Consider the following 26,696-nt stretch of genomic DNA (forward strand, 5'->3'; position numbering starts at 1 on the left):
TAGTTACGAGGATGAACAAAGATGAAAAATCATTCAGCGATTCCTGTTAACCTAATTTTATGCCGTAATTTCTATTAAATAGAGATTACGGTTTCTTTTTTTATAAAAAAAGTGATTCACTTTATAGTAAATCACTTCTTGTTTTTGATTAAGCAAACTGACTCTTTAATCGAAGTTGTGTCAACTTATTTTTTGTGTCCAATGCAAAATCATTATTTATGATCCAATCGTAATAATGAGGATCTTTCTTTAATGTATCTACAACAGATTTTCCCTTGTATTTACCAAAGTTGAAAATGGCATCTCCTTCATTATTTAATACCATTCTACCTGCAAAATCAACAAGGTTTTTGGCAGTAAGGTCATGAAGTGCGTTCATATCATTTTTTACAGGTTCGTACTCTGCACCATTTTTATCTTTAATGGTTACACCTTCGTAGTGCTTTACTTGTGCATCAATTACGTCTAATGTAGCGATGGTATCTGCTTCTGCTGAGTGTGCATCTTCTAATTCTCTACCACAGTAGAATTTTAATGCTGCACTTAGTGTTCTAGGCTCCATCATAAAGAAGATTTTCTGAGCATCTACAATTTTACGTTGGCTGAAGTCAAAATCTATACCCGCTCTTAAGAACTCTTCAGTGATTACGGGTAAATCAAAACGTAATACATTGTATCCACCGATATCACAACCTTTCATAAAAGCAGCTACTTCCTTGGCAATTTGTTTAAAAGTAGGCTTGTCTTTAATATCTTGATCATAGATACCATGAACTTTACTAGAAGCGCTTGGAATGTGCATTTCTGGGTTAACACGGTATGTTTTTATAGTTCGTTCACCACTGACGTCTGCTTTAACCATTGAGATTTCAATAATTCTATCTTTAGTGACATTTGTTCCTGTTGTCTCTAAATCAAACACAACCAATGGGTTACGTAATTTTAAATTCATATTAGGTGGATTTCTAAATGTTTTTATTATTTAAGAGTTTCCTAACCATACTTTCCTTAGTTGTTTTTGTTCAGGTGTACAATCAGGGTTCTTTTCAAATATATTTTCTTCGATATTCTGAATAATCACAGTTCTAGCTTTCAATTTAACAATTTTCCCGTTTCTACGAACAGTAATTTTCACTTTTGGAAATTTTTCAGGATGATTAATAAAATCATCCATAATATCACTAATATTTTCTAGAGTGATATCCGTAGTATTGAATTGAAGTAAGACATCGCCTTTTTGATAACCGATGTTTGATCCAAACTCATCCATATCAGTAATGTCCTCAATAAATATTTCATCGTTATCATTGACTGATAGTCCTATATTCCCAAATGTGGCTGTTTCTATAATCTCTTCATCTTCGTATAAAATTCCCACCTGCTCAAACATCTTTGTAAGTGGGAGAGGGTTAGGGGCATCCACATATTTCTCTAAATATTCAACAGCCTCTGGAATTCCACTTATTTCTCCTATGATATCAAAAAGTTCATCGTCTTTAAAGGGTTTTGTAGAACCATATTTTTCGGAAAGGTCTAACATTAAATCTCTAAGGTCATATTGCCCATTAGTATGTGACATTAGAATAAAATCTAATCCCATTGCAAGTAGAGCACCCTTTTCGTAAACATTGGCATACTGTGCACTGTGTTCTCCTAAGCACTTTTTACTTAGTTCCGTAAATGCCAATTCTCTATTATATAAATGCGAGGAAGTAACGATTTTTTCTAATATGGAGTTAAGGTAATTTTCCTGTGAAATAACCCCTTCTTTTACTAATGCTAAACCTGCAAAATATTCGGTAACGCCTTCGTATAACCACAAATGTTTAGACATTTCGGGTTGGTTATAGTCAAAATTGGCAATCTCTTCTGAATGAATACTCAGAGGAGTAAGTATATGGAAAAACTCGTGGGAGGCGATTTCTTGAATAATAGGGAGTAGCAGCTTTGCACTTTCCTCAGGTAAGAAATAAAATGAGCTGTTCCAATGTTCCAAAGCACCCAATGCACCCGAATTTGACGGTTTGTCTGTTAAGTAGATAATAAAAGCATAATGATCTGTGGGTAGCTTTCCTTTTAGAAAATGCTCTTGTGCTTTTAGTACTTCTTTTAAACTTTCTGCTACCTGTTTTGCATTAAGTTTTTTATTTGGTGAATAGAGACCGATTGAAACTTGAGTATCTGCCACCTGAATTGTAGCGGTATCCGCTTCAGCATACATAATGGGATTATCTACTAATCGATGGTAGTTTTCTACCCAAAAAACATCTTGGACAGAATTAGAAACATCTCTTTTTAATGAGGTGGACCCGTAATATTTCTGCGACCGGTTGATGTTTATTTTAAATGGAGTATTAATAAGTCCATCGAAATACCCAAAAAAGCCATGGTTGTTTAAAACAAATACTTTGTCTTTTTCAATATTGGTGCCTGCAGGTTCAAAAACCTTATGAGGTAAAAGTGTATCCCAAGTGTCGTCTACCATGTAAGTGATCTTACGAAGTTGGCGGGCTGAAGATATTTTCCATTGATTTACATTGAGCTGCTCTACAGGTAAAAGGTTGTTATTTTGATCAAAAGCTTTGAATTGGCTAATAAAACGCCCAAAATCATATACTTTATATGTTCCCGGTACAATAGCAGGGAATTGAAATATTATTTCTTCTTTATCTAATGAATCAATCAAAAGAGAAACACTAATCTGATCATTATTTACAAGATTTAGATTGATACTATAATCATAGTAAAACTTCTCATTGTTTTGTCCTTGAACAAAAGTGTTTGCAAAAAATATTAAAGAGGCCCATAAACAAAGGAAGCGTGTCACTTTCATGAATAATTTTAATTTTAGATCAATTTTTCAAAAGTACAAAATCCTAAGAATTTATAAGAACGAAATGATTAGTTAACATACGTTGGGGCAGATATTTTCAATTCAATAACATTCTCCGTACTTTTGTAGCCCTTGTGGATTTAGCAAGTAGTTAATATTCAATCAGTAATGAGAAAAGTTGCCTTCTATACGCTTGGTTGCAAGCTAAACTTCTCTGAAACGTCGACTATCGGACGTCAGTTTGAAGAAAAAGGATATAAAAAAGTAGAGTTTTCAGATACTCCAGATATATATATAATCAACACTTGTTCTGTAACAGACAATGCAGACAAAAAGTGTCAGAAGATTGTAAGAGAAGCAAAGAAAATTGCTCCTAACTCTTATGTAGCCATTATTGGTTGCTATGCTCAGTTAAAACCGAAAGAGATTTCAGAACTAGAGGGAGTCGACGCGGTATTGGGTGCGGCAGAGAAATTCCGTTTATTAGAATTGTTAGACGGTTTTGTAAAAACTGAAGAACCACAAGTATTAGCTACTGAAATTAAAGAGACTAAAGAATTTGTTTCTGGTTATTCAATGAATGACCGAACAAGAACATTCTTAAAAGTACAAGATGGATGTAATTATAAATGTTCGTTCTGTACTATACCTTTAGCAAGAGGAAAGTCTAGAAGTGCTACTATTGCTGATATTATCCAAAATGCAAAAGAAATTGCTGCAACAGATACTAAAGAAGTAGTACTGACGGGAGTCAATATCGGAGACTTTGGTATTATTGATGGAAGACGTCAAGAAAGACTTATCGACTTGTTAAAGGAGTTGGATAAAGTAGAAGGTATTGAACGTTTCCGCATTTCTTCTATTGAGCCTAACTTATTAGATGAAGAAATTATTGGATTCTGTTCTGAATCTGACAAGTTTGTTCCTCATTTCCATATTCCGTTGCAATCGGGTTCTGACAAGATGTTGGAATTAATGAGAAGACGTTATAGAACAGATTTATATAAATCTCGTATCACCGAAATTAAATCACAAATGCCAGACGCATGTATTGGTGTTGATGTGATCATTGGTTTCCCTGGTGAAACAGAAGAAGACTTCTTAGATACCTACAATTTCTTAAATGAATTAGATGTAGCCTATCTTCATGTCTTTACTTACTCTGAACGGCCAAATACTGATGCTGTTCATATGGGTGGTGTTGTACCGAAAGCAGAAAGAGCAAAACGTTCTAAAATGTTGAGAATTCTTTCGGATAAGAAGAAAAGAGCATTTTATGAGTCTCAATTAGGTACAACAAGAACAGTTCTATTCGAACATGATATTGAGGAAGGTAAAATGTTTGGTTTTACAGAGAATTATGTTCGAGTAGAAGCGAAGTATGATCCGGCTTTAGTCAATGAGTTAAAACAAATTGACTTGGTAAAAGTGAACGATCAAAATATTGTGGAAATTAAAGAACCTGAAATTGTGTACGAAAAGCACTAATTTCAAAATTTGTCCATAAAATAGGCACCTTTCGTATCGATGTGAAAGGTGCCTTATTTTTTAATGTTGTATGATCATTTCCTTTTTATAGATCACTTTTTTATTTAAGGAGATTAATAACATATATAATCCATCGTTCATCTGACTGACATCTAGGGTTTCCTTACCTGTAATACTAGAATTGTTATTCAAATAGGTCAAAGGGAAAACTTGACCTGTCTCTATTAGTATCAGTTGGAAAGTTGGAACATCGTTCTGATCAATATCCATCATTATGTTGATATAATTATCGGCGGGGTCAGGAAATACTTTTGTTACGGTATAAGAATTATTGGCTTCACCTAAACTTACCTCTCTTATCCAACTTTGTGATTTGCCATCTAAATCATATTCTGTTAGTCTGTAATATACGACCTTGTTTGAATGATCATCAGTGTCTTCATAGTCATAATCAATTTCTGTGGCGGCATTACCTGCTGCATTAATTCGATCATTCACCATTGTAAAGTTTTGTTGATCATACGATTTCTCTAAAGTAAAATAGGCACTATTGATTTCTTGGGCAGTTGCCCATTCAGCAATAACATGATTCTTTCCACCTGTTGAAAGAGTAAAAGACATAAGTTCAATAGGAAGGTCACGATTCACCTGTGTACTACTCATGAATTTACTAACCAAATCTTTTGTAGGTTGTGATATGTGATTTTGAGCATCCTTATTAGTTGCATGTAGATGTGGTGTTCTAAAGTAATTTTGTGCTGCATTATTCGCGTTGTGAAGTAAATATTGCCCATTTGGATAATGACCATGCGGAGATAAAGTTGACCAACCATCATCATCGTCGTCATCATCATGATGAGAGCTATGAGATCTATCATGTAAAAAATTGGTGTTACCAAGAACTATTGTGGTACCACTGTGGTAATGATGACTTGATCTAGGGTCAAAATGGACATGATCTTTTAAAATCATATCTTGGTCTACAAGTAAATGTCCTCGGTTACTAAAAACGGAAATTTCATCATCATCATCATCTAATTTTCTTTGCCCTGTCATTTCAAAGTTTTTATTGACAACAATATCTCCATTATTTTCAAAATGAAACCCTTCATCATCATCAGTTGCCGTAATCCTAAAATTTTCAGAAATGATTATTTTTCCATCATTTGTATTTTTATGATCTTCGGTATTATCAATATGTAAATTGCCATTTATTATCAGAACTCCATGTTCTTCAACTGTTAAATAGCCAGAATGTCCATCATGAAAATATGGACTTGTTGTTCTACTATGATGTGTATAATGTGATTTCATTTCACGATAATCATCATCGTGGGTAATTTTTAAATCACCATTTACTCTAACTGTATCTCCTCTCAAAACAGTAAATCTACTGTATGTTCCAGCCGGTACATCAATAATAGTTGAAAAAGAAAGATTAGAAATAGAGAATAATATCAACGAAATAAAAAGTGCTTTCATATAGTTTTTGTGTATAGTTATTTCATTAATTTAATTAAAATTTTAAGAATACGATAGTGTTTTTTATAGAGTACTAAATAAAATATCCACATGGGATTAGTTTATGAGAAATGTGATATATTTTTTCAATTCTATTTCAAATGTACTACCTGTCTATTTCATGAGTTTTCTATTTTTACTTTCTTAAAAAATAAACCAATGATGAACCTAATTTTAAAAACGTCAACAGATAAGAGTATTGTTATTATTCGATGGATGGTAGGCTTTGTTTTTCTTTCAGAAGGCATTCAGAAATTCTTGTACCCAACAACTAGAGGGGCAGGTAGGTTTCTTAAAATTGGATTACCTAATCCTGAGTTCTTAGGTGATTTTGTAGGGACTGTAGAAATACTAGCAGGTGTACTTTTGATACTAGGTATTGTTTCAAGAATTGCCGCTTTAAATACCTTCATTATTATGTGTGTAGCTATCATTACTACAAAGATTCCTCAAGTATCAGAAAATGGGATATGGAGTGCACTTCATGCAAGTAGAACTGATTGGGCAATGTGGTGTGGCAGTCTATTTATACTGATAAAGGGTAGTGGGATATTTTCTTTCGATTATTACTTTATGAAGAAAAAGTAGAAATTAGTAAAGTCTGATGTATACTTATAAATGACAAATATAACTTTCGAGATATTTCAGAGTTATTAAATTAGTCAGACACCATTTTATTTTATATCAACATGAAAAGGATATTTTTTGCATCAATGATATTTCCTTTTTTGTTTTTCTGTGCATGCAGTAATAATCCTTCAGAGAGTACTCAGAATAAAGAAAACAAACCCGAGGTATCAACTACTATTATTTTAAATGAAGCTAATTTTGGCCAATTAATTCTTAAGAAGAATTCTACCATCTTGTCTGAAAAAAATCTTCAAAAATTGTTCAAAGGACACCCCGTTACGGAAAGTGTAGGTCACCAAGATGGACCTAATTTCACCTTATTCAAAGTAGGAGATGGACTGACCTTTTCCACAGAAAATGCTGAAACAAATATTATCAATAAAGTATATATCACTAATGAGGATTATACGGATGAATATGGTGTTCATGTTGGAGATAATTTCAATGATGTTTTAAGTAGAAGAACAGATCTTGAATTAAAAACAATACACTACCATATCTATTTGGTAGAACCTACATCGCATGTTAAGTACGAGATGCAATTACAAAATTACAATGCACCTGATAAAGATGAGTATACCATGGAAGATCTTGAACAGTATAATGCTATTGTAGAAGCTATTATTTGGGAATAAATCAAACGAAAAGATTTGTGAATTTTTATTAATTCTAACATTCTACTCTTGACTTTATTCCTAATACTTTTTGATATTTGAAGTATGAGCAAAGCCATCAAAAATATTTTTTTATCTATTGTTTTGATAGTAGGCACAATTGGTATTATCGCTAACGCACATATTTGCCAAGGAATGCTGAAAGCTGTCAACATGCAAGCATCACACTATTGCTGTGAGATGTCTATGGATATGAAAGAAAAATCTGATTGCTGTGAAAATAATGCTCAACAGCTTAAAGTTGAAAGCCATTTTGATCATTTAATAGATTTGGTTGAGGTTCCTTCTTATACCTATAAAGAACTTATCAAGGACCTTTGGGCTTCTGCTTATCCGACTATTTTGCCTGAAAATCACAATCATATATGTACTACACAAATGATTGATCTCTTTATTGAGAAAACACCTCCCATATTCAGGCAAACTCCAATTAATATTACAAATCAGACATTTATCGTTTAGAGAGGAATATTCTTTTGCTACTTATTAGAGTACAATAGTCTATTTTTTTGTAATTTCAGAGGCGTTTATATAAGCGGCTCTCTAAACACTATATTAATGATTAATAAAATTGTTCGTTTCTTTCTATACAATAGAATAGTAACGATAGTGATGTTGTTGTTGGTTGTTTTTTGGGGATTAATGCATAGCCCATTTAAAACTAAAATCAATAACTATATTCCATACGATCCAGTATCAGTAGATGCGATTCCTGATATTGGAGACAATCAACAAATAGTTTTTACCAATTGGTCTGGAAGATCTCCTCAAGATATTGAAGATCAAATTACCTATCCATTAACAACGAGTTTGTTAGGTATTCCGGGAGTAAAGAGTATCCGTAGTAATTCTATGTTTGGGTTCTCTACAATCAATATCATTTTTAAAGATGACATTGAATTTTACTTTGGTAGAACAAGAATCCTTGAAAAAATAAATAGTTTATCCCCTGGAACTTTACCAGAAGGAGTACAACCAACATTGGGCCCTGATGCCACCGCTGTAGGTCAGGTTTTTTGGTATACCCTTGAAGGTAGAGATGAGGAGGGGAACCCAACAGGTGGTTGGGATCTGGAAGAATTGAGAACCACACAAGACTTTCTAGTTAAATATGCATTAATGTCGGCCGATGGAGTTGCTGAAGTTGCCTCTGTTGGAGGGCATGTTAAGGAATATCAGATTGATGTGGATCCTAATGCATTAAAGGCTTATGGTGTAACCTTACAGCAAGTAATGAATGCTGTGCGTAATTCTAATTTAGATGTTGGTGCAAGAACTATCGAAGTCAACAATACAGAGTATTTCGTAAGAGGTATTGGCTACATCAAAAACCTAAGTGATTTAGAGGAATCAGTTGTTAAGGTAAATGCAAATATTCCCATCAGAATTAAGGATGTCGCTAAAGTTTTAGAAGGTCCAGCAGTACGTAGAGGAATCTTAGATAAAGAAGGAGCCGAAGCTGTTGGAGGAGTTGTCACCGCCCGTTTTGGAGCCAACCCTATGCTTGTTGTAGACCATGTGAAAGATAAAATTAAAGATATCCAAAATGGTTTGCCACAGAAAGTACTAGAAGATGGAACGGTAAGTAAGATGACTATCGTACCATTCTATGACCGTTCGGTTTTAATCAAAGAAACTTTAGGGACGCTAAATGAGGCTTTAACACAGGAAATACTAATTACTGTGATAGTAGTTCTAATTATGGTTTGGAACTTACGCGCTTCTATGTTGATTTCAAGCTTGTTACCTATAGCTGTGCTGATGGTATTTATCATCATGAAATACATGGGGATCGTTGCTAATATTGTGTCTTTAAGTGGTATAGCTATTGCCATAGGGACGATGGTGGATATAGGTATTGTTATGTCTGAAAATCTGATCAAACATTTAGAATACCGAGAGGACAGGAAGCTAGTAGATTTAATTTATGATTCAACAGCAGAGGTATCTGGTGCTATTGTGACGGCGGTGGCCACAACAGTAGTTAGTTTTATACCTGTATTTACGCTGCAAGCTTCAGAAGGGAAGTTATTTACACCTTTGGCTTTTACAAAGACCTTTGCATTGTGTGCATCTGTTGTCGTTGCCTTGGTTTTTCTACCCATGTTTGCTTATTATTTTTTTAGATCAAATGAGAAGAGTAAAGGTCGTTTATTACTCCAAATTTGCTTTTTCATATTTGGAATCTGGCTTTTATTTTATTCTAAAGTAAGCCTCGGAATTGGGGTGATCTTAATTACATCTTACAATATCTTTGGTGAGTATATAAAAGGCTTCTTACCTCAAGGGTCATATGATAAAATAAGAAGCATACTTGTCGCATTAGTAATTACGTATTTATTAGCCATAGATTGGTTGCCATTGGGTGCTCAAGAAAGTACGTTTAAAAATGTAATATTCGTTGGAGGGTTAATTACTTTAATTCTTGGAGGCTTCCAGTTATTTATCTATTTATATCCAAAGTTATTAGCTAAATGTTTAGAGAATAAAGTATCCTTTTTAACGCTAATTTTTATAGTTGTTTTTTCTGGCATTTCAGCATGGTTGGGCTTTCCTAAGTTGTTTTCTCCATTTACTGATGTAGGTAAGAAGTTAGGAGTAGATATTACTCAAACTTCAGCATATAAAAATATGAGTGCTTTATTTCCGGGTATTGGATCTGAATTTATGCCTTCATTATCCGAAGGAAGTTTCCTATTAATGCCTACAACAATGCCGAATGCTGGTATTTCTGAAGTCAAGAAAAACCTTCAGTTGATGGATATGGCTGTAAAAAGTATCCCAGAGATTTCATCTGTTGTGGGTAAAGCAGGAAGAACTCAATCACCTTTAGATCCTGCACCTATATCAATGTATGAGAATATAATCAACTATAAAAACGAATACAAAGTTGATGAAAATGGGACCCGCCTTAGATTTAAAATAAATAGTGAAGGGGAGTATGTAAGGGATGAAAAAGGGAAACTAATCGAAGATCCTGATGGACAATATTTCCGACAGTGGAGAGATCATATTCAATCTACTGATGATATTTGGAATGAAATTGTAAAAGTTTCGTCTCTACCTGGTCTAACATCTGCTCCAAAATTACAGCCTATTGAGACAAGGCTGATTATGACCCAAACAGGCATGAGAGCCCCGATGGGTATAAAAGTATACGGTCCCGATTTGGCTACGATTGAATCGTTCGGATTGCAATTAGAACAGTTACTCAAAGAGGTGCCTTCGGTTAAAAAAGAAGCAGTCTTTGCCGATCGAATAGTAGGTAAGCCTTATTTAGAAATAGAGATCGACCGTCAGAAAATAGCTCGATATGGAATGAATATCAGAGACATGCAAATGTTATTGGAGATGGTTATTGGAGGTATGCCATTAACTTATACTGTTGAAGGCAGAGAACGTTTTCCTGTAAGAATGAGATATGCTCGAGAGTATCGAGACAATCCAGATGTACTTAAAAAGTTTTTGGTGAATGTTCCCCTAGGAATTCAAGTCCCTTTGGAAGAACTAGCTGACATCAATTATGTGGCAGGGCCTCAGAGTATTAAAAGCGAGGATACTTTTCTTACTGGCTATGTGCTATTAGATAAAAAAGAAGGCTTTTCTGAAGTGCAAGTTGTTGATCAGTCGATGGAATACCTTCAGTCAAAAATTAATTCAGGGAAGTTGGTAGTACCAAAAGGAGTGAGTTTTAAATTTTCTGGGAACTATGAAAACCAACTAAGGGCTACCAAACGATTGTCTTTTGTGATGCCTATCTGTTTGATGTTGATTTTCTTTATTCTCTATCTTCAGTTTAAATCCGTTCGAACCACATTTATGGTATTTTCTGGTATCGCTGTAGCTTTTAGTGGAGGTTTCTTGATGCTTTGGCTTTATAGTAAACCGGGCTTCTTGGATGTCACCATATTAGGGACAAATATGCAAGACTTATTTAATGTGGGATCAGTAAATCTAAGTGTTGCGGTGTGGGTTGGTTTTATTGCACTATTTGGTATAGCTACCGATGATGGGGTTTTGATCGCTACCTATTTAGATCAATCTTTTTCTAGACATCAACCTAAAACAATTGCCGGAATAAGAAAAGCTGTTTTAGAAGGAGGAATGAGGAGAATTCGACCGAGTTTAATGACAACTGCAACTACTCTTCTTGCTTTTATTCCAATTCTTACTTCAACAGGACGAGGAGCAGATATCATGAAACCAATGGCTATTCCAGGTTTTGGAGGAATGACAGTTGCCTTATTAACTCTATTTGTTGTTCCTACATTATACTGTGCAGTAGAAGAAGCGAGTTTATTGAAAAGTAAAAGATAAATGAGCCATCAAAACGAAATACAATTATGAAAAATATACTATATATCCTTTTATTATTTCCAGTCGTTGGCTTAGCACAGAATCCTTATTTGGACCAATATATAGAACAAGCCCTTGAAAATAATTATGGAGTCCAAGCTAAATCACAATCCATCCAAGTGGTTGCTTCAGAAAAAGAAATGATTAAAGGGAAAGGGACCTCAAATCTTGACTTAATGTATGGTTATGGTGCCTCTCCAATCGAGACCAGAAATGGGCCTTTAAATCATAAAATTTCAGCAGGAATTATGTTGCCTTGGTTTGGTTCAAGAGCTACACAATATGAAGTAGTGGATCAAAAAATTATCAAAGCGGAGAAAGATAAAATTCAAACTGAAAATAGTATAAAGTATTCTGTTCGGTCTCTATATTTTCAGATGATCCAGAACCAAAAAGATCTCACTTCTTCTCGAGACAATATTTTGATCCTGAAGACTTTTGAGTCAATAGCACTAACACAATATGAAAATGCTAAGGGTTCATTAGTTGATGTATTAAGAGTACAAATGCAAATTGAAGATGCTGATAATAATATCAATAAGTTGATAGAAGATAGTACACTTTTACACCGACAATTTGAATTGGTATTAAATGCTTCAGTTTCAGATGTAAATATCACTGACAAAATAAATTTTGATACTTCTAGTGATTCAAACATTAAAAACAATCCTTTATTGCAGGGGATGGAAGCTTCTCAAAATGTGATTAGAGCTGAAGTGAATTCTGTTTCTAAATCGGCTGCTCCTCAGATTAAATTGGGATTAGAATATGGTATTTTAGGAGATACACAAATGTCAGCTGAAAATCCTGGTAGAAACACAGTAATGCCGATGTTAGGTTTATCCATTCCTGTTTTCAATGCCAAGAAATATTCTGGTCAAAAGGAACAACTTACTTTAAGTCATCAAGCGATTGACTTAGAGAAGCAAGAATTAGAAAATGTACTTCAGGCCGAACTATTAAAAGCAATGAATCAAAGAGAGGATGCTCATAAAGATATTGAGTTGATACATTCTCAGATGCTAAAAATAGAGCAAGCAATTAAAGTACAAAGAGAAGTATATACTGTAGGAAACTCTCAAGGGGGAGCATTTATTGAATTACTACGTTTACAAATGCAACGTTTAGATTTCCTATTTAAAGAGCATAAAGCAGAAAGTAGTTTGAATGATGCTTTAGCAAAAATCAACTTTATTCAAGGGGTTTAAAACCTACAGTTTAAAAAGACATTATTATGAATCAATATATAAAATCATATAGTTCATTAGTAGTCATGTTTGTAACAGGACTATTTTGTGGATGGCTTTTCTTTGGAGGCGAAACATCATCTGAAGGACATGAAAACCATCAACATGATACAAAAGAAGAAGTTTGGACATGTTCAATGCATCCTCAAATTAGACAAAATGAACCTGGAGATTGCCCAATTTGTGGTATGGAATTAATTCCGGCTTCATCAGGAAATGAAGGTCAAGATTTAGCACATATTTCTTTATCAAAATCAGCGGTTGCACTGGCGAATATTCAGACGACAAAAGTAGTGAAGTCTGAGGCGGAAAAGGAATTATTGATGCAAGGGAAAATTGCTGTGGATGAAAGAAGAACCTATTCTCAAGCATCACATATCTCTGGAAGAATAGAGAAAAGTTATGTTAATTATTTAGGAGAACGAGTTCGTAAGGGACAAAAGTTAGCCACTATTTATTCTCCCCAATTGGTTACAGCTCAGCGAGAATATTTTGAAGCAAAAAAAGTCAAAGATTCAAACCCTCAATTATTAAGAGCTGCTAAAGAGAAACTTCGTCTCTGGAAATTATCTGAAGATCAAATCAAGAAAATTGATCAATCAGGAAAAGTAATGACCGAATTTGATATCAGAGCAGATATATCTGGTGTCATTACTAAGCTCAATGTGGTTGAAGGGGATCATGTGATGGAAGGACAGATTATGTATGATTTAGCAGACTTGTCTCGTTTATGGGTGAAATTTGATGCCTATGAAAGTGATTTAGCTTGGTTGAACATAGGAGACGAAATTGAGTTTTCAGTATCATCTTATCCAGGACAAAAGTTTACTACAAAGATATCATTTATTGATCCGTTTATTGATCCAAAAACAAGAGTGGCTTCAGTAAGAGGTAATGTAATCAATGCCAAAAATAAGCTGAAACCAGAGATGTTTGTTTCTGGAAAAGTAAATGCAAAACTTCCTGTAAATGATGATGTGATTGTTGTACCAAAGTCTGCTGTTTTATGGACAGGTCCTAGATCGATTGTTTATGTAAAAGTAGAAGGAGAGGCAGAACCTACTTTTGAGATGAGAGAGGTGACTTTAGGTGCGTCTTTGGCCAATGCATATGTAATTAATGAAGGGGTGAATATAGGCGAGTCTGTTGTCACTCAAGGTACCTATACTGTTGATGCTGCAGCACAATTGAAAGGTAAACCAAGTATGATTGCACCTCATAAAGGAGATGAACAAACCCAGAACATGTCAGCAGGAATGTTACATCATCAAAAATTTGAAGATGGTGTATCAGAAAACTTTAAGCAACAGCTTCAAAAAGCGTATCGAAGTTATTTGTTAGTAAAAGATGCTTTTGTGTCTAGCGATGATGATAAGGCAAAAGAATTGATCACTGATTTTAATAATGCAGTAGCTGAAGTGTCTATGAAAGGCGTAAAAGGAGATGCACATATGTATTGGATGATGGCTTCTAAGGAGTTGAAGTCGAATGTCCAAGAGATGATTAAAGCAGATAATATCGATACCCGAAGACGCTATTTTGTGGATGTATCCAAAGAATTATCTAATATGGTCAGTCGATTTGGTTTGCCGGAAAGCGAACAGGTATTCTTATTGTACTGCCCGATGGCAAATCATGATAAAGGAGCTTCTTGGCTGTCAAATACTAAAGAAGTACTGAATCCTTATTACGGAGATATGATGCTGAAATGTGGTGAAGTTCAGCAAAAGATCCAATAAATAATAAGAGCCTGTAGCATTATTTATAAATGGTGCTACAGGCTTACTTCTTTAATGTAGTATTACATCAATTGATTCCTCACTTTCTCTTTTAGCTTCTGTCTTATCTGTGTGTATTTTTTGTATTGCTTTTTAGATAAAACGGCTTTTAAATCTTTAGCCTTTTGATCTTCCACAGCTCTAACAGCATTTAATTTTGCTAGATTACTACTTTCTTTAACAGCTATTTTATCAATTTTCTGTGCACTCTTTAAATTGATTTCTTGCACTTTGTCTATTTGATCTTCCTTTAGTTTGAGGACGTCTTTCATCTGATTTGTTAGGAATGTTGCTCTATCCTCAGCTGTTGGTTTTTCATTATTTGTTACATTGGCTAGCATGATGGTTGCCGCTAAGCCAATGAGTGTGATGATTAGGTTTAATTTTTTCATAACGTTAAATTCTTTTTTGTGATATCTATTTAAATACGCTACAAAAAATAATCAATGTATAAAGATATGATTGTAGTATGATATAAACTTATTTATTTAGAAGGCAGATGGATTTTATTATAAGATTTCAGTACTAAATTTTATACTTCATTACTAAAATTCCGTACAAATTTCTCATGAAGAAATACGACTTTTGTATTGACTAAAGAGAACAACAATGAAAGAATTAATATTAGATACAACATTAGGTTGTAAAAAGTGTGAAGCTAAAGTGCATCCGCTTTTAGAAGCCGATCCCCGAGTAATAGATTGGGAAGTTAAAGATGGACATATATTGAGAGTCGTTACAGAAGGCGCTTGTCAAAAATGTATAAATAAAATTATTGGTGAAGCTGGGTATGAGGTCAAGGAACAATTATCATCAAAAGAGGTTAACCCTGAAGATTATGCTGATAAAATACCTCACGATTTGCCAATAATAGAATATGATGTTCCTGAGGCTACCGCTGAAAATGCTGGGAAGTATTATTGTCCAATGCAATGTGAGGGTGATAAGTTATATGATGAAATGGGAGACTGCCCAGTATGTGGAATGCCTTTGGAAAAAATTCCAGAACCCAAAGCTCCTGTGAAATATGCTTGCCCAATGCATCCAGAGGAAGAATATGACGAACCTGGGGATTGTCCGATTTGCGGCATGTCCTTAGAGCCAGTTATCCCATCCCAAGATGAGAGTTCAGAAGGTCATGAAGCGTATGATGATATGATGAAAAGGTTCAAGTTGAGTTTACTTTTCACAATACCTGTAGCATTGATCGCAATGTTGGGACATATTTTTCCATCCGTACATCATAAGATGTTAGCAATTATGTCTCAAACATCTTGGAATGCAATACAGTTCGTCCTTACAATACCTATGGTATTCTACACAGGCTGGATTTTTATGAGAAGGGCTTGGTCATCGATTGTTACTAAGAATTTTAATATGTGGACTTTAATCGGAATAGGTACGTCTGTCGCTTTCCTTTTCAGTACTATAGCATTATTTATACCTGATTATTTCCCCGATGAATTTAAAAATCATGGAGCCGTAGATGTATATTTCGAGGCAACTTGTATTATTCTGTTATTAGTTATGTTAGGTCAATTGATGGAGCTAAACGCACATCAAAGAACTAATTCAGCATTAAAAGCATTATTAAAGTGGGCTCCACAAACAGCTACAGTGATTAGAAATAATAAGGATATGCTTGTTGCTGTTGAACATATTGTCAAAGGAGATCAACTAAAGGTAAAACCCGGTGAAAAGGTAGCTGTAGATGGTGTTGTTATCGAAGGATATGGCACTATGGATGCATCTATGATCACAGGCGAACCTATTCCTTTTGATGTAAAAGCAAATGATAAAGTAAGCAGTGGTATGATTAATACGAACGGTAACTTTATCATGAAAGCAGAAAAAGTAGGTAAGGAAACTCTTTTATCTAAAGTGATTGAGATGGTCAATGATGCCGGGCGTTCAAGAGCTCCTATTCAAAAGGTTGCTGATCAGATTGCAAAGTATTTTGTACCAATTGTAGTCAGTGTATCAATTATTACCTACTTGTTATGGTTCTTTTTATATACAGGTGAGAATGCCGCAGTTTATGCTTTAGTGAATGCAGTAGCAGTTCTTCTCATCGCTTGTCCATGTGCCTTAGGGTTGGCTACACCTATGTCAATAATGGTAGGTACAGGGAAAGGAGCTGAACATGGGATCTTGGTGAAAAATGCAGAAGCATTACAAGGTTTAAGTGATATTAATGTTTTGATGATCGATAAAACAGGGACCCTAACACAAGGCAAGCCTGAAGTTCAGGAAGTTACCTCGTTTTCAACTTGGTCAGATGAACAAGTGTTGGCTTATGCAGCCGCTTTAGATCAAAACAGTGATCACCCATTAGCAAAAGCTACTGTTGCCTATGCAAAAAATAAAAATGTAGGCTTACCTCAAGTATCAGATTACAAATATATCATTGGTAAAGGTGCTGAGGCCATATTTGATGGAAAGAAAGTTCGTATTGGAAATCAAACCAGTATCAATGAAGGTGATCTTTCTGAAGAACAAAAAAGTCTTATTTCTACTGAACAACAAAAAGGGGCAACTGTTATCTATGTAGTTTATGATAATTCTCTTAAGGGTATTATAACACTTGAAGATAAAATTAAACCAAACGCTAGAAAAGCCATTTCGGATTTAGAAGATCATGGTATTGAAGTGATTATGTTGACAGGAGATAATCAGAAAACAGCTGCATACGTTGCCAAAGAAGTGGGGATTAAACATTTCAAATCTGATTGTTTGCCAGAAGACAAATTAAATGCAGTAAAAGAATATCAAGAAAAGGGATTAAAAGTAGCCATGGCTGGTGATGGTATAAATGATGCCCCCTCTTTAACCCTTGCAGACATAGGTATAGCGATGGGAGATGGAACAGATATCGCCATACAAAGTGCGGAAATAACATTGCTCAAAGGTGATATTTCGAACTTAGTCAAAACCTTTAAATTAGGAAGAAAAGTGATGAGGAATATTAAAGAAAACTTACTCTTCGCTTTCTTATATAATGTATTAGGAGTTCCAGTTGCAGCAGGTGTATTATTCCCATTCTTTGGGATACTATTATCACCCATGTTAGCCACTTTAGCAATGAGCTTTAGTTCTGTTTCCGTTATCACTAATGCACTGAGATTGAGGAAAATAACCCTTTAGTAACTTTTTGTAACCCCGAAAAGCACTATTCTGGCAAGTTTAGTGCTTTTTTATTTGTTTGTTACAATAATTTCGCCGTATTTTACAATATAACTACATAGATTACTTTAGGTACTTGTATAGAAATTAACAATTAAATAGCTCTCAAAAAATTATTTGACTTAAATGAAAAAATCTTTTACTATTAATCTAATAGGAAGATTGTGTGTATACTCTTTTCTTCTTATATCATTCGTTGCACAATCTCAAACAGTCTACAAACCAGCAATCTCTAGTACATTTATAGAAAGTACATGGAAAGATCCAAACAGTTGGATTTATGTTTCAGGAGATGTTGTCGCTTATCCTAATAATTATCCACAAGGTACTGATGAAGTGCAATTTGGTAATGGGGGTAATGGGAATTATGAACCTATCTCAATAGGATTCGATTTGACTACAGTTTCATCAACTCTTACATTTTCAAATCAAGAGGATGGTCCATACAGTTTAATAACAGTAACTGGAGATGGTACTGTTGTCGCACAAGATATTGTTGATAACAGTAAGAAAGTAAGGATTACTGTTGAAGAAGGAGGAAGTTTAACAGTAACTGACCTTCTAACTTTAAGCCAGACAGATAGTGAAATTGTTGTGAAAGGTGAATTTTACGCAAACAATGGCCTTACGTTCTCTGGTGGAGGAAAACAAACAATCGATGTACATGATACTGGATTTGCAAAGGTTACTGGTACATTCACTTCTCAAGCGGGAGATATTTCTATCGCAGATGGAGGTGAACTAGAGGTAACTGTAGACATAGTTATTCCTAATACATCTGGTAGCCCTTCTTGGACTCTTAATGGTATTTTAAGTGTTGGAGGAGATATTGATATGCAATGTTGGGTGAGCCTTTCATTTTCCGTAGGTGGTGATGGTGGACTGAATGTAGATGGAAGTTGTGATATGAACTCGGTTTGTAATACATCCGCAAATAATAGTTTATGCGGGAGAATAAACAATGGAGATTATGAAGTCGACTTACCAGTTACATTAGTGTCATTTACAGGTCAAAAACTTGACAATAGTGTTGAACTTGAATGGGTGACAGCTACTGAATTGAATGCTGAAAGGTTTGATATTCAAAGTTCATTTGATAACAGAAATTGGGTTGTTGAAGGTAGTGTTCTTGCTGCAGGAAATTCTTCAACAACAATTGAGTACAATTTTACAGCTCAAAATAATGGAGAAAAATATTACCGTCTTGTTCAATATGATTTTGATGGTAGATTTGAAGTTTTTGGCCCTTTGTTATTTGATAGTGAAGTTGAGAATAAAGTTTTTGTATATCCTAATATTCTTGATTCAGGTAATGACGTTTCTTTATTTTTTGATGGAGAATTCTCAAACCAAAATGTAAATATTACTTTGATGAAAATAAATGGTCAATTTATTTTTGAAAAGGTAATTTCAATTGAAGAGGGCAGTGGAGTTTACCCATTACAGGATATTGAGGGAGTAGAGGCTGGCTTCTACTTACTTAGATTTCAGGTAGGGGCAACTACTACCACGAGTAAACTCATTATTAGATAATCAATACTGACAAATAAGAATAATTTGAATGTGATGTCATCAAAAAATGGCATCACATTTTTCTTTTGTAACCCCAAAAAATTGCGATTTCTGCACAATTTTAATTTTTGTTTTAATGATTTTAATCATGCACCCCGTTACGCAAACCGTTGCAAAAAGAAATAAATAAATAAGTTGGCTTCACCTATTTTATAACCTAAAACAAAATACTATTTTAGCTATGTGAAGTTTGTGTTGTTACTTCTCAAAATCAATATTAAGTAAAAAATACATTGTCTAAAGACATATAAAAACAGTCTGAATGAAAGCGACTTTTAAAATACATTACGAAACCCAATTCGGTCAACAATTAGCTGTAGTCGGTTCAATTGCTGCCTTAGGTAAAGGTGTAGATGAAGAGGCCCTTGAAATGAATTATCTAGGCGGAGGCACATGGATTGCTGAAGTCGATTTATCAAAAACTAGAGCAAAATCATTCTCATACAATTACATTTTATTCGATAAATCTAATGGTATCAAATACAAAGAAGCTGGTACACCTAGAGTTGTTGAATTAAATAAGAAATTCAAAAATATCATCTTACAGGATGCTTGGAATCCTTACCATGAAGTTTCAAATGCATACGACACTGCTGCATTTGATGTTATCTTCAATACCAATGCTCCTAAAGTAAAAGCACCTAAAGGCTCAACGAAAAATGCAACATATTGCTTCGAGGTAAATGTTCCTAGAATCAACTCAGATTATGTAGCAAAAGTAGTAGGATCTACGGATGAGTTAGGTAATTGGGATATCGAAAAAGCGTTACCAATGGCTTACGACTCAGATCGTAATGTATGGACTGTAACAACACCTATTCAAAAAAGTCACCATAAACTGAAGTACAAGTATGTATTAGTAAATACTGCTGATAAGAAAGCTGCTCCAGAATTAGAAGGTGGTTTTGACCATGTTTATGATATCATTGAAAACGACCCAAAAACATTTGTAAAGTTTTCTGATCATAGATTTGCTTACGATAGACACAATTGGAAAGGAATGGGGGTTGCATTACCCGTATTCTCATTAAGAACTGATAATGGTTTAGGTGTAGGTGAATTCTTGGATATCAAAGAATTAGTAGATTGGTCTACAGAAACAGGAATGCGTTTAGTGCAAATTCTTCCTGTAAATGATACAATGGCTACATATACTTGGGTAGATTCATATCCTTATGCATCTGTTTCAGTATATGCACTTCATCCTCTTTATATTAATCTTGAAGCTATTGGTGAGCTGAAAGATAAAAAGAAGATGACTAAGCTGAAAAAACTTAAGAAAACATTAAATGCATTAGATACTGTTGATTACGAAGCAGTAATGAATGCAAAAATGGACTACTTAAGAGAGATTTGGTCTGAGAAAAAAGCATCGTTCTTGAAAAGTGCAAAAGTGAAAGCATTTATCAAAGAACAAGGAGAGTGGTTATTACCATATGCTGCTTTCTGTTACTTCAGAGATAAATACAAGACTCCAGACTTTACTAAGTTTGAAGACTTTGCAGTTTATGATGCTAAAAAAGTAGCAAAACTTTTTGATACTAAATCAAAAATTAAAGATGATGTAAACTTCTACGTATTTGTGCAATACCATTTACATGCACAATTATTAGAAGCATCAGAATATGCACAATCAAAAGGTGTTGTATTAAAAGGTGATATTCCAATTGGTATTTACAGATTCTCTGCAGATGCTTGGACAGCTCCTCATTTATACAACATGAACGGTCAAGCGGGTGCTCCACCAGATGACTTTGCTGTAAATGGTCAGAACTGGGGATTCCCAACTTACGATTGGGATACAATGAAAGAGGATAACTACGCTTGGTGGACAAGCCGTATGACTCACCTTTCTCAGTATTTCCAAACATTCCGTATCGACCATATTCTTGGTTTCTTCCGTATTTGGGAGATTCCAATCGATTCAGTACAAGGTTTATTAGGTCAGTTTAGACCTGCTATTCCATTGCACTTATCAGAGTTTGAGAACAGAGGTGTTCAATTTGATTTTGATAGATTCTGTACACCATACATCAGAGAGCATTTCCTAGGAGAATACTTCGGTTATGATACTGATTGGGTGAAAAACGAATTCCTTGAGCAGAAATGGGATGGTGCTTATAACTTTAAAGCGAAGTTTGATTCTCAGGTTAAAATCCAAGAATATTTCAACGGAATTAAGCCTAAGGATGATGAAGATAAAGCAAGATTAGAAGCGATCAGAGATGGTCTTTATAGCTTGCATAATGAGGTTTTATTAATTCCTGCTTTAGGGTACACAGACGGCATGCACTATGCACCGCGTGTAACAATGGATAAGTCTAGAACTTTTGCAGAATTATCACCAGCACAGAAGCATCACTTCCATGAGTTGTATATTGATTATTTCTTCAAACGTCAAGAAACACTTTGGGCAGCTCAAGCAATGGAGAAACTTCCTGCCATCAAGGAAGCAACGAACATGTTGATCTGTGGTGAGGATTTAGGTATGGTTCCAGATTGTGTACCTGGAGTAATGACTGAACTTGAAATTTTAAGTTTAGAAATCCAACGTATGCCTAAAGATCCAACGATTGCATTTGGTCACCCAGGTAATTATCCTTACGAATCAGTAGCTTCCCCTTCATCACATGATATGTCTACTGTAAGAGGATGGTGGACTGAAGATAGAGGTGATACGCAACGTTTCTACAATGAGATCTTGGGTAACTGGGGTGAAGCACCAATGGAGTGTGAGCCATGGATTGCTGAGCAAGTTCTTCAACAGCATTTATACGCTGACTCAATGTGGTGTATTTTCCCACTACAAGATATGTTAGCGATTGATGCTGAGATCAGAAGAGAGGATCCAGAAGATGAGCGTATCAACGTTCCTGCGATCAAGCATCACTATTGGAGATATAGAATGCACCTTTCTTGTAAGGAGTTAATCGAACAAAAGAATTTCAATAACAAATTGAAAGGTTTGATTACAGCATCAGGTAGAAATACTAAATTCTAATATAGAATTTTATAAATATGATAGGCCCTGTTTACTTAAAAACAGGGCCTTTTTTATTTTGTTATTCTCATGGAATGATTTAACGACAAACTCATTTTACGGATAATAATAAGAATAACGAAATAATATTTTTATAAACTATTCAGTTACCTGAATACTGATATTTAACATAGAACTTATTTCAGGAACATTAGAAGAAAGTGACTCTTCAACATTGATAATACCCTCTTCTGATGGACCTTGATCAGCCCCTGATTGCCTAGGAGCCTGATACATTCCTGCACCAGCATATTGATCAGATTCTGTTCCAGCATCTAATAATTGTATATAATCGGATAAGTTGCCAGATAAAGGTGTATTACCATCAAATAAGGGTAACTGATCAATAGCTAATACCCAATCATTACTTTGAACTAACATTGTAGCAAACGATAAACGATCATTCTCACTAGCAGTAAAAGTAAATGTATACGATTGACCAGGGAAGATAGGAGCTGGAGCATCAGTACTTGCAGGTGTGTTGAAGACATTTTCAAAGCCAGAAACATCTCCATCTTCAGCTAACATTTCGAAGGCTTGAGATGCCATACTTCCAATACTAAATAAATTATTTGACTCTCCAATTGAAAATGCTCCGGGAGCGAAAGGTGAGACTAATCCTGTTGTCGCTTCAAGTACCTCATTCATACTAGTTATATCTCCATCTTCAGCGATAGGTTCTAATGAAGATGAAGCTGCTACACCTTCTTGAAATAATGGATATTGACCATCATAGTGTACTACCCAATTTCCGGGTGCAAGAGGGGTAGGAAGAGAACTGTTATCTGATATATTTCGTAATGTGAGGGTAAATTGAGTACCTCCATCATGGCTTAACATGACTTCAATGACATCACTTAAAGCAGGATAAGTGTAACCATCATTGACGTCTGAGATTAAACGAACAATGCCATTTTCTTCTGTTCCGGTATTAGGACCTGATTGTCTAGGTGCTTGATTTTCACCTGTGCCAGGCATTTCGTTAACTTCAGTTCCCGCATCCCAAAGGTAAAACTGATTGGTGATGTCTCCCGTTAATGCTTCGCCATCATCGTTATACAAAGCAATGCCGTCATCTGCAGGTGCATAGAACAAGTCATTGGATTGTACAAACATAGTAGCTAAGTTAAGATAATGTCCTTGGCCTGCATTAAATGTAATGACTTGCTCATTACCGGGTGTAATTAGATCTGTGCCACCAAAAGCATAATAATCAAATGGTGTCATACTATTTTCAATAGTTACAGTAAATTCAGTTGCAGGGAGATTGACAGGGTCGTCGTTGTTGTCGTCATTATCAGAACAGGCAATAAATAAAGGAATAGCTGAAAGGCTAAGTAACAAATTAGTGAATTTCATAGAATAGAGTAGTTTATGTTTTTAAATTACATAAGTGATTGATAACTGATCGCGATCTTGTTATACAATTTTACTTAACTATTTTTCTATGAACTGTGAGCTACTTCACATTTGCCTTTTATTTATCCTTTTTACTTAGAATTTTTTTCTCTTTATCTAATGCCCAATCTAAAATTCCAACTTTCCAATTGAATCTATGTACGAGATTAACCCTGAATTGCCCCATCCAATACAAAGTGACATTATCAGAAGCGGTAGTGATATTATAGGATTCCAAAACCAAGGAGGAACCGACATACATCCGGTCGGTATTATATCCAAATGCTAAACGGGCATTATACTTTAGGCCACCTTTCCAAATTGTATCTTTCTCATTACCATAATCCGTTTCGAAAAAATAATGACCAAAGGTGATACCATAACCAAGAGCCAATGAGCCTGTGATAAAAAATCGTTTAAATAAAATTACGGATTGAGCATAACCAGCTGATAAACCCATACTACCATACCATCCACTAATGATATTAGAAGAGAGTAGGTATTCTTCTCTTAGGTTTTCTGGAACCAAAGAGGAGTCTGCTTTTATTCTTACAAAATTGAGATAAGGGCCATATAGCAAACTTCCAGACGTCTTTTTTTGAACTTCTGTTTGTGCAAAAGCTGCTCTGAAAGAGAATTTTTCATAATTGTGGATCCAAAATGAGGATAAACCAAAAGTATTGATCACCATATCACCTCTTAGTTGAGTTGGAGGTTGGGGGTCTCTAATGGGATCATTTTCGTTTACTTCGGATATGTAAAAACCTTTATAAAATTGTAAACCAAGATCGACGGCAAATTTTCTTGCATACAAATAGGATCTCATGTCTAACTTATTGGTTTCTCCATACACATCATCATCATTATTTATAGCAGGGAAATTGAAACCAAAGTTAATACCTAAACCTTTGTAGTTGAACCCAAAACCTAGGTTCAAGTTGCCATTTGGAGCATATACCAAGTTATCATGACTAGATATTCTTTTACCTGAATTTACTACAAGCTCATTGAATTTATAGACAGTATAAAGACGTAAATGAAGCATGTCATTAAATGACTTGTAATACGTCGTATCATGATCCAATTTGATTTCTTCTTCTTCTTGGGCATAAGTAGTGATTGGACTACAAAAGAGTACAAGGAATAATAATGTTATGAATCCTTTCAAAATAAAAAATAGATGAATACTTGATTGATTAAGCTAAAATACAATAAAAAAGTGAGGAATTTGAAAGCCCTTTATTATAAATCAGAGATTAAAAATGGAAGTGTACCCAATAAGTAAAATATTCGCCCTAGAAGGTAAATTCTATTCATCTGTTTTGCTCGTTTTTAAAACTGTAATTCAAGTTAATTAAATCACGATTTTATGAAGAAGATTGTCTTATTACAGTTATTATCACTACTCTCTTTGATTACTTTCGGTCAAAAGAAAAATCAGAAACAACCAAACATATTGGTGATTTGGGGTGATGATATAGGGGTTCACAATATAAGTGCTTATAACCATGGTATGATGGGTTATCAGACTCCCAACATCGATAGAATTGCCGAAGGTGGAGCTTTATTTACAGATTATTATGCAGAGCAAACATGTACAGCAGGTAGGGCGGCTTTTATTACAGGTCAGCATCCTTTTCGTACTGGGTTACTTACCATTGGTATGCCTGGTTCTGAGCATGGTATTCCTGAATGGGCCCCAACGATTGCTGATGTTTTGAAAGATAAAGGATACACATCCGGTCAGTTTGGTAAGAATCATTTAGGAGATAGAGATCAACATCTGCCTACGAACCATGGCTTTGATGAATTCTATGGGAACTTATATCACTTAAATGCGGAAGAAGAACCTGAAGGATATTATTACCCTAAAGACCCCGAATTCAAGAAAAAGTATGGTCCAAGAGGAGTAATTCACTCGTATGCAGATGGTAGAGTATCAGACACGGGACCGTTGACAAAAAAGAGAATGGAAACAATTGATGATGAAGTTTTAGATGTATCTCTACAATTTATGGAAAAGGCACATAAGTCTGGAAAACCATTCTTTATTTGGCATAATGCTACAAGAATGCATGTGTGGACACATCTGAAAGAGGAAACAGAAGGGAGAACAGGTGTTGGTGTTTACGCTGATGGAATGGTAGAGCATGATGATCATGTCGGTAAATTACTAGACAAATTAGAAGAATTGGGGATTGAGGACAATACAATCGTTATGTATTCTACAGATAATGGAGCAGAAACTTGGACTTGGCCTGATGGTGGATGTACTCCTTTTCATGGAGCCAAAGGTACAAACTGGGAAGGAGGTCATAGAGCACCAATGTTGATGAAATGGCCAGGGACTATTCAACCCGGAACAGTTTATAATGATATTATTGCGGGTAATGATTTAATGCCAACTCTTGTAGCTGCAACTGGTGAAGATCAATTGGTAGAAAAGATGAAAGTGGGTTATAAAGCAAATGGAAAAGAATGGAGAGTACATTTAGATGGTTATAACTTCTTGCCTTATTTTAAAGGGGAAGTAGAAAAGGGACCAAGAAATGAATATTTATACTTTGGTATGGACGGACAGTTGAACGCGATTAGATATGGAGACTTTAAAGCACATTTCAATATATGGAATGGCGAAAGTGATATCTTCGACGGACCATACACGACAAAGGCTCAAATACCTTTGATCTTTAACCTCAGGGCTGATCCATATGAAAGAGCAATGGAATCGGGTGCTTATATGAAATTTGCTGGAGAGCAAATGTGGTTATTTGTGCCACTGCAAAATATTATTGGAGAGTTTTTGAAAACGGTACCTGAATATCCATTTCAAACTGGTAGCTCATTATCTGCTAGTGAAATTGATTATAACCTTTTCAGAAAACAGAAAGCTAACCAACAAATGAATAAGTTGTTAGAAGATATAGAAAAGATGAAATAAAATACTGAAATTGATAGAGGTGAACTATTGTAACC

Annotated in this window: 17 protein-coding genes; 11 read left to right on the top strand and 6 right to left on the bottom strand. The window is 34.9% G+C overall.

Features of this window, described 5'->3' with window-relative positions:
- Positions 1–148 precede the first annotated feature (148 nt).
- Complete coding sequence (locus HGP29_RS13320; protein WP_168882922.1) at positions 149–952, bottom strand: 3'-5' exonuclease; 804 nt, start codon at positions 950–952, stop codon at positions 149–151.
- Between the two features lie 30 nt (positions 953–982).
- Positions 983–2,833, bottom strand: a complete 1,851-nt coding sequence (locus HGP29_RS13325; protein WP_168882923.1) for a M61 family metallopeptidase — start codon at positions 2,831–2,833, stop codon at positions 983–985.
- Between the two features lie 168 nt (positions 2,834–3,001).
- Here HGP29_RS13325 and mtaB point away from each other — a divergent pair, with 168 nt between their 5' ends.
- Positions 3,002–4,321 carry a tRNA (N(6)-L-threonylcarbamoyladenosine(37)-C(2))-methylthiotransferase MtaB gene (mtaB, locus tag HGP29_RS13330; protein WP_168882924.1) on the top strand — a complete coding sequence of 440 codons (1,320 nt, stop codon included), beginning with the start codon at positions 3,002–3,004 and terminating at the stop codon, positions 4,319–4,321.
- A 60-nt stretch (positions 4,322–4,381) separates the two neighbouring features.
- Here the strand turns inward: mtaB and HGP29_RS13335 are convergent, their stop codons facing one another.
- Positions 4,382–5,803: a T9SS type A sorting domain-containing protein gene (locus tag HGP29_RS13335; RefSeq protein WP_168882925.1), complete on the bottom strand. Its 1,422-nt coding sequence runs from the start codon at positions 5,801–5,803 to the stop codon at positions 4,382–4,384.
- Positions 5,804–6,001: 198 nt separating this feature from the next.
- On the opposite strand from HGP29_RS13335, the gene HGP29_RS13340 reads away from it, so the two are divergent.
- The 6 genes from HGP29_RS13340 (at position 6,002) to HGP29_RS13365 (ending at position 14,488) form a co-directional block, all read left to right on the top strand.
- Positions 6,002–6,430 carry a DoxX family protein gene (locus HGP29_RS13340; RefSeq protein WP_168882926.1) on the top strand — a complete coding sequence of 143 codons (429 nt, stop codon included), beginning with the start codon at positions 6,002–6,004 and terminating at the stop codon, positions 6,428–6,430.
- A gap of 101 nt (positions 6,431–6,531) precedes the next feature.
- Positions 6,532–7,107 carry a hypothetical protein gene (locus HGP29_RS13345; RefSeq protein WP_168882927.1) on the top strand — a complete coding sequence of 192 codons (576 nt, stop codon included), beginning with the start codon at positions 6,532–6,534 and terminating at the stop codon, positions 7,105–7,107.
- Between the two features lie 84 nt (positions 7,108–7,191).
- Entirely contained in the window at positions 7,192–7,608 is a 417-nt protein-coding gene (locus tag HGP29_RS13350; protein ID WP_168882928.1) for an HYC_CC_PP family protein, read from the top strand.
- Positions 7,609–7,704: 96 nt separating this feature from the next.
- Positions 7,705–11,463 (top strand): efflux RND transporter permease subunit, encoded by a 3,759-nt coding sequence (locus tag HGP29_RS13355; RefSeq protein WP_168882929.1) that lies wholly within the window; start codon positions 7,705–7,707, stop codon positions 11,461–11,463.
- 26 nt (positions 11,464–11,489) lie between these two features.
- Positions 11,490–12,710 carry a TolC family protein gene (locus tag HGP29_RS13360; RefSeq protein WP_168882930.1) on the top strand — a complete coding sequence of 407 codons (1,221 nt, stop codon included), beginning with the start codon at positions 11,490–11,492 and terminating at the stop codon, positions 12,708–12,710.
- Between the two features lie 26 nt (positions 12,711–12,736).
- Positions 12,737–14,488 carry an efflux RND transporter periplasmic adaptor subunit gene (locus HGP29_RS13365; RefSeq protein WP_168882931.1) on the top strand — a complete coding sequence of 584 codons (1,752 nt, stop codon included), beginning with the start codon at positions 12,737–12,739 and terminating at the stop codon, positions 14,486–14,488.
- A gap of 62 nt (positions 14,489–14,550) precedes the next feature.
- On the opposite strand, the gene HGP29_RS13370 is transcribed toward HGP29_RS13365, so the two are convergent.
- Positions 14,551–14,919 (bottom strand): hypothetical protein, encoded by a 369-nt coding sequence (locus tag HGP29_RS13370; RefSeq protein ID WP_168882932.1) that lies wholly within the window; start codon positions 14,917–14,919, stop codon positions 14,551–14,553.
- A gap of 217 nt (positions 14,920–15,136) precedes the next feature.
- On the opposite strand from HGP29_RS13370, the gene HGP29_RS13375 reads away from it, so the two are divergent.
- The 3 genes from HGP29_RS13375 (at position 15,137) to HGP29_RS13385 (ending at position 22,283) form a co-directional block, all read left to right on the top strand.
- A complete protein-coding gene (locus HGP29_RS13375; protein WP_168882933.1) occupies positions 15,137–17,671 on the top strand; it encodes a copper-transporting P-type ATPase in 2,535 nt (844 codons plus the stop codon).
- Between the two features lie 165 nt (positions 17,672–17,836).
- Positions 17,837–19,243 carry a T9SS type A sorting domain-containing protein gene (locus HGP29_RS13380; protein ID WP_168882934.1) on the top strand — a complete coding sequence of 469 codons (1,407 nt, stop codon included), beginning with the start codon at positions 17,837–17,839 and terminating at the stop codon, positions 19,241–19,243.
- Positions 19,244–19,544: 301 nt separating this feature from the next.
- Positions 19,545–22,283 carry a 4-alpha-glucanotransferase gene (locus tag HGP29_RS13385; protein WP_168882935.1) on the top strand — a complete coding sequence of 913 codons (2,739 nt, stop codon included), beginning with the start codon at positions 19,545–19,547 and terminating at the stop codon, positions 22,281–22,283.
- Positions 22,284–22,421: 138 nt separating this feature from the next.
- On the opposite strand, the gene HGP29_RS13390 is transcribed toward HGP29_RS13385, so the two are convergent.
- Together HGP29_RS13390 and HGP29_RS13395 are read right to left on the bottom strand one after the other, a co-directional pair.
- A complete protein-coding gene (locus HGP29_RS13390) occupies positions 22,422–23,681 on the bottom strand; it encodes a spondin domain-containing protein (protein WP_168882936.1) in 1,260 nt (419 codons plus the stop codon).
- 118 nt (positions 23,682–23,799) lie between these two features.
- Positions 23,800–24,888: a DUF4421 family protein gene (locus tag HGP29_RS13395; protein WP_168882937.1), complete on the bottom strand. Its 1,089-nt coding sequence runs from the start codon at positions 24,886–24,888 to the stop codon at positions 23,800–23,802.
- A 201-nt stretch (positions 24,889–25,089) separates the two neighbouring features.
- Between HGP29_RS13395 and HGP29_RS13400 the strand changes: the two genes are divergently transcribed.
- Complete coding sequence (locus tag HGP29_RS13400) at positions 25,090–26,661, top strand: arylsulfatase (RefSeq protein WP_168882938.1); 1,572 nt, start codon at positions 25,090–25,092, stop codon at positions 26,659–26,661.
- Positions 26,662–26,696: the final 35 nt, after the last annotated feature.

This window comes from Flammeovirga agarivorans (assembly GCF_012641475.1).
Classification (GTDB): Bacteria; Bacteroidota; Bacteroidia; order Cytophagales; family Flammeovirgaceae; genus Flammeovirga; species Flammeovirga agarivorans.